Source organism: Elusimicrobiota bacterium (assembly GCA_040757695.1).
GTDB lineage: Bacteria > Elusimicrobiota > UBA8919 > UBA8919 > UBA8919 > JBFLWK01.
The window spans coordinates 1-8,772 of the sequence record JBFLWK010000087.1 but is presented as its reverse complement, the minus strand read 5'-3'; the positions used below and the strand labels follow the sequence as shown (position 1 = coordinate 8,772).

The 8,772-nt window shown below is 40.7% G+C and carries 5 protein-coding genes; all 5 read right to left on the bottom strand.

The features are described 5' to 3' along the window. Positions 1-188: 188 nt before the first annotated feature. The gene (locus tag AB1349_11540; GenBank protein ID MEW6557962.1) at positions 189-1,214 is read right to left on the bottom strand and encodes a PorV/PorQ family protein; all 1,026 of its coding nucleotides are present in this window, start codon (positions 1,212-1,214) and stop codon (positions 189-191) included. Then, positions 1,199-3,175, bottom strand: coding sequence for a M6 family metalloprotease domain-containing protein (locus AB1349_11535; GenBank protein ID MEW6557961.1), 1,977 nt, complete (start codon positions 3,173-3,175; stop codon positions 1,199-1,201). Before AB1349_11535 ends, AB1349_11540 begins: the two co-directional genes overlap by 16 nt. 470 nt (positions 3,176-3,645) lie before the next feature. Further along, positions 3,646-5,658 (bottom strand): hypothetical protein, encoded by a 2,013-nt coding sequence (locus tag AB1349_11530; protein MEW6557960.1) that lies wholly within the window; start codon positions 5,656-5,658, stop codon positions 3,646-3,648. Between the two features lie 124 nt (positions 5,659-5,782). Continuing rightward, the gene (gene ahcY, locus AB1349_11525; protein MEW6557959.1) at positions 5,783-7,051 is read right to left on the bottom strand and encodes an adenosylhomocysteinase; all 1,269 of its coding nucleotides are present in this window, start codon (positions 7,049-7,051) and stop codon (positions 5,783-5,785) included. A gap of 259 nt (positions 7,052-7,310) precedes the next feature. Next, positions 7,311-8,507, bottom strand: coding sequence for a methionine adenosyltransferase (metK, locus tag AB1349_11520; protein ID MEW6557958.1), 1,197 nt, complete (start codon positions 8,505-8,507; stop codon positions 7,311-7,313). Positions 8,508-8,772: the final 265 nt, after the last annotated feature.

Genomic DNA, 8,772 nt, shown 5'->3' with positions numbered 1-8,772 from the left:
TCCCGATAGGGACATTCGGAAATGAATACCCCGTCCCTGCGGGACACCCCTTTTGAGAAAAGGGGAATGACAGTATGAGATTGCTTCGTCATTTCATTCCTCGCAATGACTGCACTGTTAACCATTTCTTTAACCTCTGGCAAAAGCATAACAAAAAATCTGCATTTTGTCAAGCACATTTTTTATTTTCAAAATTTTACTGTAAATGCTATTTTGTGTGGAATATTTAATTCAGCGAATTCGGTTGACCAGTCTAGTGAGAATTTTTCAGCAAATGAAACCCCTAAACCTATTGTAAAACTGTTCCTATCCGGTAAGAACCTGCAGCCAGCTCGCAGAAAATATTTTTCAAAAATAGAATACTCAAGACCTGCGGAATTATACAGATTATTTTCTTTGAATAGATAAAAACTGTCAAAAATGAACAGCAGAGAGTGTGTAGCCCCCGAATTTATTCGGGGGTGAGCGAAGCGAATAGGGAAATTGTAAGAGATACCGCTGCGAACCAGAAACGGCAGCGATTCTTTTTGGCTTCTGTATTTTAATGAAGTGCCAAAATTTTGTGCTGCGAGACCGAACCTGAATCTGTTATTGGTTGATTTTAGTTGCAAGCCCATATCAAATGCGATTGCTTCAGAAGCATAACTTTCAACCAGTTTTGAAGATAGATATTTCAGGTTATAGCCAAGCGCTACATTTTTGGAACTGTAGCCACCCCAGCCGAGTGTTGCTAAACAATCTGATTGTGCAACAACATTTCGTGAAGTTCCATCTACATAATTTATTTCAATTCTCCCGCCGTTAAGATAGAAAATGCCGACTGCAAACTTTTTTAACCCGTACAGCACTGCTGCTTGAGAATCGTCTGTCAAGCCCAATGCAAATGATGATGCAAGTTGTTTCTGTGGAATATCAGGCAGCAACGCAGGATTGTAGAATATTGCATACACATCGCCTGATAACGATGTCCCACTGCCACCAAGTGCTGTCTGCCTTACACCGTTTGCCGATAATAATGTTACACCCGCAGTTGTGCCAGTACCTTTGCTGTAAAGACAGGTGATTAAGTGATTAAGTGAATAAGTTATTAAAAGCAAGTGAATAAGTGAATAAGTGAATAAGTGAATAGTAAATACAAACCACCTAACCACATAGCCACTTAACCACTTGAAGTTCACTAACCACTTAATCACTTTTCTTATCGGATTACACATATTTTTTTTGTTGCTTTATAGCCGGGCGCTGAAATATGGACTAAATAAATACCGGAGGCAACTGCTGAATTCTCATCATTCCGACCTTCCCAGTCAACAGAATTAATACCTGCAGGGATATACTCGTCTACCAGTTTTTTTACCAGCCGACCATCCAGCGTATAAATGTTGATTATGGTATGCCCATCTTGTGCAGTTTTGTAATAGATGGTTGTCTTTTCAGCACCGGGCACAAATAAATTATTCACGGGCTTGATGTTGTTCGGCTTATTTGTTAAATCAGCATAACTGACTGCTGCGATTCCTGTGAAATTGTTGTTGTTAGAATAGTAGCCCGAAATTGTAACGGTTAAACTTGCTGGTAAAAAATTATAGTCGGCTTTAGCAGGTGTTATTGTATAAGTTGCATCTGATAAGTCGGTAAAAACATAATAGCCAGAAGTATCAGTTCGTGTTTCCGTGTAAGAATTGGGGGGGGTTACAGACGACAGATAGACAACTACATCAGACATTGCATTGCCTGCGCTGTTTCTTACATAGCCGCTAATAAATGGTTTATACGAGACGGTAAACGATGAAAATTGCACATAATTTGAGATGTTCAAGACATTGACCATACTCGGCTGATTGTTGTATTTGTCTGAATATGGTGGAGTAAAACTTTGACGCTCGCCTGGCCAGAGGTCTGTTGCATCACCGAGATTTAGTGACGGGTCTGAGTAATCCGCTTCCTCTACATCCACAGTTCTGTGCGAATAGTTGTTCAATGCATTATTCAGTTTCCGCTGCTCAAATGAAACACCGTCAATTGTGCCTTCATCAATATGCCAGATAAGAAGCCCGTCACCAGGTGTCTTCGGTGAATATGCGGTTTTTGAGGTATGACAGACAAGAAAATACTCGGTTCCTTCTTCTGAATCGGCTGAGTTCAGTTTATACACGGTGTCTGGGTTTGTCTCAAACGGGTATGTTGTAAATTCTTTTGTACCTGACGAGATTTCAACAGGTGTAAGCCAGCCGAGTTTTTCTTTTTCCCAACAAGATGGATGGGGTGGATAAAACCCGTTATACAGCCACGGTCCATAATCCATTATAGACCATACACCAACCTGTGTTGCTCCACCAGAAACACCTGTGGAATACAAATCCCAGAGCCCGAGTTGATGTCCGAACTCATGGCAGGTAACACCTATAGGGCTTACTGGACTGCCTAAATTATCACTTTTTTCTCTCGCAGGTACAATAGTGCCTTCTTCAAACCCAAAAGTATTCGTGAATGGACCGATATAACAAGACCAGATATTCCCATCATTTGCGCCATCGCTGGTTGATTCGTTCCCGTAGCCGGCATGTGCAACCATCACACCATCAAAATTATAAATGGACACTTGTCCACATATATTTAAGGCATCTATCACAAGTTGACCAAGCGATGATTCCGTATCCGCACCATAAGTAGACATCGGGGTTGATAGTGTGAATGGTGTTTCAGTGCCTGTTAATGTAGAAGTTGAGCCACCGTTATAAAAAAATGTAATATCTAAATTGAGTTTTTCGTAAGATGCCTCTTTATAAAAATTTTTCAGATAGCCAAATGTGGTGTTAAACCCAGTAATATCAGATGATGTCATTGTTTCACTACCAGAAGTATTTGAGCCAGCGGATGCGAAATTGACCAAAATCACAGCGATTTTTCGTGTACCAGTTGTAGTGATTGTCCGTTCTATACGTTTTTGAGGTAAAGGACGTACATATTCTTTCGGACCGGGATTTTTGCCGTTGATATGTGGAACAGCAAAAAGATAGATGGCTAGATGGCTAGATAGAAAGATAGATATTAAAAAAGGGACGGAGCAAATTTTTCTACACAACTTCAGTTGGGGTAAATAGGACCTAAGTCCTGATATACCCTGCACTAAAGTGCAGTAGAAATGGAAAACGAAGCAAATTATCTTTCGCATAAAGTAAAAAATAGTGGCTTAAACAATATAATGGGTTTGCTAACACAGTTATTAACAATTATGGATAACTTACTAACAATAACCACTTTAAATAAAAATTGGAAAATAGTTTAGTTTCACTGAAAACGCAGAATTTTCGCAGATTACGCAGAGTTTTTTATATTATCTCTGCGTTTTCTCATTCTTCGCGTTCTATTGTAGGCACGAACTGTGTTCGTGCTTGGGTGTTAGGCTTCAGCCTAAACTAAAGTTTAGCACCCAGTCGGGCGAACAAGTCTTTAAAAGACTAAAGTCTTAAATCATTTTATGCCACTTCTACAATAGAGCACGAAAAATCCGTTTTCTGTGGTATTTTTGCGTAATCTGCGGATATTTTCAGCAAAAAACTTACCTTTTACAAAATTGGAACGCGTGAAATTAAAAATAGCTCCGTCCCTTTATTCTTAAAGCATCGTAGAAAACAGTTTTTACTAAAACTGGAAAGAAATCATTACAGAAGCGGCGCCTGCGGCTGGGATCTCCGTATCTGAACTAACCTTAACATTCTGGGATGATATCGCACCACCAGCATCAAGCACAAAATGAAACAAGTTCAAGCCCAGCCCAGCGGTATATGCGAGTTTAGATTTTGACTCTGCAATGTTTTTCATCAAGCCAGCTCGTAATGCTAAATTGAGCCATTTTCGGTTCACCAAATTAAACTCGTTGCCAAGCCCCCATAATTGAGAATAGTAATTGGTGAGTGCGGTTTCGTTTTTGGTTATATCAATATCAGATGCAATCGTCCACCAGTTAAACGGCCAGACAGCGAGCCCTGCCCTTATTTGTGGTTTAAGTGTGTATTTTAACGGCTCTCCAGCAGTTTTTGCAGACGCCGGCTGGGTAAGTTTTGGCGAGTTGATATTTCTTAACAGAAGCCCACCGTGTATTTTTTTCTTAAATGGTGAAGGAAGCCGTTTCTTAACCAAAAGCCCTAAATCTATACCAATTGCCTTTGACCTCGCATAACTATCTTTGAGTTCACCCTCTATAACTTTAGAATCTATATCTTTTTTACCACCGTCTGTAAGCGAAAAATAACGTTCAACATTCAGTTTTGAATATGCGATATAACCTTCAATATATTTCACATTCGCGCCTGCATAAAGCCCTTTTAACACACCACCAAGAACTGTAGATGATTGAACATATGGCACTTTCATCCCGTAGCCAAGCGATGCCTCAAATGTTGACGCACCACGAACCGTGACACCTGTCTGGTTCTTGCTGATAGAACCCGCTTGAGTTGACGAAAGAAACTCAGTTATAAGTTTCCGCATACTTTCAATCTGGTTGACATAATCAACAACCTCTTGAGCGGAAAGCGGTGTTATTCCGAGTGCCTTTGCAGTATCTGGGTCGGTTGCTGCATTTATTACTACATTAGCAATCGCTTGGTTTACTAACTTAGGGATATCATCAACACTTGTAATCCCAAGTGCTGCGGCTTGTTCTTTAAAAGCAGGATTGTTTTTAAATTGTTGTTGGAGTTGTGCCTCAAGTGCATCGGTAACCTCTGCAGTAACACCGAATTGCTTCTGAAGCGTATCCGTCATATCTGTTAAAATCCCACCTGATAATGTGGTGGCTGCGCCATTTAAGCTATTTTTGTCATTGGGATCACCTGGTGGCGGGTCATAAATATTCAACGGTTTACCGTTCGCATCCTTATGAGTTTCTCCAAATTTGGTATTAATCTCAACCGCTTTATCGGCAATATCACCTAAATCAACACCTTGTGGAACTTCTGGAATACCATCTGTTTTTTGAACTGCTCCCACCAATTTTTTTGGTGAAGTTGCAAATGTAGACGAGCCAAGCCCGATGTTAAAATCAAGTATCGGATTAAAGCCAAGTGTTGTAAAATTATTCACAGAAAACGCAAAATGGCTCACCCGGATATTCGCACCTGCTGAAACATCAAGCAACAACCCTTTTTTAGGGTCACTCAAGCCTGCTTCTGGGTCTGCAAGTTTTCTTATCTCATCAATCATCTCAAGATACGAAGATATCTGGTCAAGCGATAAGGCGCTGCCTATTCCTGTTCCTGTTCCCGTTCCCATATTTTGTCCCTTCTGTGCATCTTGAACCTGATTAAACTTATCCGCAATACCCATCACCCTGTCTGATGCATCAGTAAGCGATTTCACCACATCACCAGTTGTCTCTGCTTGAACACCTACTGGTATCTGGACATCTACATCCCTGCCAATACCAAGTCCTGCAGGATTGTAGTACTGCGTAAGTGCATCTTCTGCAACTGCGACAAACGCACCACCCATACCAAGTGGCCGTGTGCCAAGAATCTTGAATGATTCAGAGAAACACAGATGAACACAGATAACACAAAGTGTCATTCCGAGTGAAACGAGGAATCTCGTTTTTGAGATTGCCACGGCTACGCCTCGCAATGACAGATAAACACAGATAAAAAACTTTTTCATAGACCCCCCCAATAACGGCAAGTTACAGGTTAAAGGTTACAGGTTAAAATTACAACAAAATACTTTAGCATTTGACCTTTAATCTTTAATTTATACCTTTAACCTTTAACCTTTTACCTGCCTTTTAAGTGCCTTCCTGCCAGCTTGAAAGATATTTTTTCTGCTCGGGCGTTAGTTTATCAATTTTAACACCGAGTGTTTCAAGTTTCATCTCTGCAATTCTGTCATCAATCTCTTTCGGCACTGGATAAACTTTATTTTCTAACTTCTTGCTTCTTGCTTCTTGCTTCTGCATCGCCAGCCACTCCACAGCAAGCGACTGGTTCGCAAAACTCATATCCATCACACACGCCGGATGTCCTTCCGCAGATGCAAGATTGATTAGCCGACCATCTGCAAGCAGATAAATTTTTCTATTGTTTTTAAGTGTATATTCCTCTACATACTCCCTTACTCGCTTTACTCGCTTACTTGCTTTCTTTAGTGCCGGTATGTTTATCTCAACATTGAAATGACCTGAATTACAAACGATTGCGCCATCTCTCATTTTCAGAAAATGCTGGCTATCAATAACATTTATATCACCAGTCAAGGTAACGAAAATATCGCCGATTTTTGATGCTTCTATCATCGGCATAACGAGAAAACCATCCATCAATGCCTCAATCGCTTTCAAGTGGTCAACCTCGGTAACAATCACATTCGCACCCATACCTTTGGCACGCATTGCTACACCTCTACCACACCAGCCGTATCCAGCCACAACAAAGTTTCGGCCTGCTAACAGCACATTTGTAGCACGGATAATTCCGTCAATTGTTGATTGACCGGTTCCGTATCTGTTATCAAAAAAATGTTTTGTGAGCGCATCGTTGACTGCAATGATTGGATATTTCAGAACACCCTCTTTCGCCATCGCTTTCAGCCGAATCACACCCGTCGTTGTTTCTTCGGTGCCGCCGATAATACCGTCAACCGTCAACCGTGAACCGTGAACCGTCGTCACGAGGTCTGCACCGTCGTCCATTGTGATTTGCGGCTTGGTAGCAAGAACCGATTGGATATGTTTGTAGTAGGTTTTGTTATCTTCGCCTTTTATAGCAAAAACAGGAATGCCGAAATCTTTCACCAAAGTTGCGGCAACATCGTCTTGTGTAGAAAGCGGATTGGATGCACAAAGTGCGACCTCAGCACCACCACATTTAAGCGTCCACATCAGGTTTGCTGTCTCTGTTGTGACATGCAGACATGCGCCAATTCTGGTATTTTTTAGTGGTTTCACTTTTGCAAATCGTTTCCTAATAAGCCGTAGAACCGGCATGTCCCGTTCAGCCCATTCAATCCTATTTCTGCCAATTTTTGCCAACTTCAAACTCTTAATATCGTAGTTCATCATTACCCCTTTTAACGGCAAATTCCAAACTCCAAAAATGTCATTCCCGAGTGCTACCGTCGGGAATCCCAAATAACAAATCCCAATTTTTCAATTAGTCCAATTGGACTAATTGAAAAATCAAAAATCACCGACGACTAAAATTCAAATGTAAGCATTTGCTTACATTTTTTTTGACGGGATTAACAGGATTAACTTCTGTTTCTTATCCTGTAAATCCTGTCAGAATCTTTTTTTTCTGCGGCTCTGCGGGTTGGTTTTATTTTACTGCTGATTTTAGTTCTGCAACTTTATCCGTTTTTTCCCATCGGAATTCGTTTCTACCAAAATGACCGTAAGCAGCAGTCTTCTGATAAACAGGTTTATAAAGTTCAAGTGCTTCTATTATCCCGCGTGGTGTAAGCGGAAAAATCTTTCGGACTGCTTTTTCAAGTTTAGCATCTGCAACACCTGTGCTAAGCGAATCCACCATAATTGAAACCGGTTCCGGTACACCGATTGCATATGCGAGTTGGATTAAACATTTTTCAGCAAGCCCCGCAGCTACTATGTTTTTAGCGATATATCTTGCCATGTAACATGCAGAACGGTCAACTTTGGTTGGGTCTTTGCCTGAAAACGCACCACCACCGTGTGGCGCCATTCCACCGTAAGTATCCACAATAATTTTTCTGCCGGTCATTCCAGTATCTGATTGCGGACCTCCGACAACAAACCTGCCTGTCGGATTGATAAAACAGTCCGTCTTGAAATTGAGCTTTTTAATCAGATTTTTCGGGATTGTCGGCAGTATTACTGCGTCTATTATTTCATCTCTTGCCCAGTTCGCAAGATTATTTGTTTTTTTATCAACGGACTCCTCAGTATGCTGTGTGGAAACGACTATTTTATCAACTGCAACAGGTTTGCTGTTAATATATCGTACCGTTATTTGTGATTTACCATCAGGTCCTATATACTTCAATATTTTTTTCTTTCTTACTTCGGCAAGTCGCATTGTAAGTTTATGTGCAAGCATTACTGGCAGTGGCATAAGTTCTGCTGTTTCGTTACAAGCATAACCAATCATAAGTCCCTGGTCGCCTGCGCCTATTTCCTTGCCTTTTTTTCCAACACCTCTGGCTATATCGGGTGATTGACGACCTATCGCATTTAATATCCCACAGGTTTCATAGTTGAACCCGTATTTTACATGGGTATATCCAATCGTTTTAATAACATTTCTTGCTAGTTGCTGAATATCCACATATGCAGAGGTTGTTATTTCACCTCCGATAATTAAAAGCCCGACGGTAATATATGTTTCACAGGCAACCCGACAGCTGAAATTATTTTTTAACGGCGGGTCTAACCGATAGACCTCGTCTAATACTGCATCTGAAATCTGGTCACAAACCTTATCCGGATGACCTTCCGTCACCGATTCCGAAGTGAACACATAATCTCCAGTAAACATTTTCGCCTCCTAAAAGCACGAATAACTCATCACGAATGTTATCACGAATTACTACTGAAAATATAGAAACTCAAAAATTTATATTCGTGTCTTGTTCGTGATGTCTGCTTTTATTCGTGTTTTTATTCGTGATTTAATATACTGTAGTTTGGCAAATTTCCCATTTCTCTAATGAGAAATAGGGTGGTCTGATTCATCAGACACGCTTGCTAATAAATGCTGAGACATATTATAAAGGAACCTATAAAAAATTGACGTGAAAGCC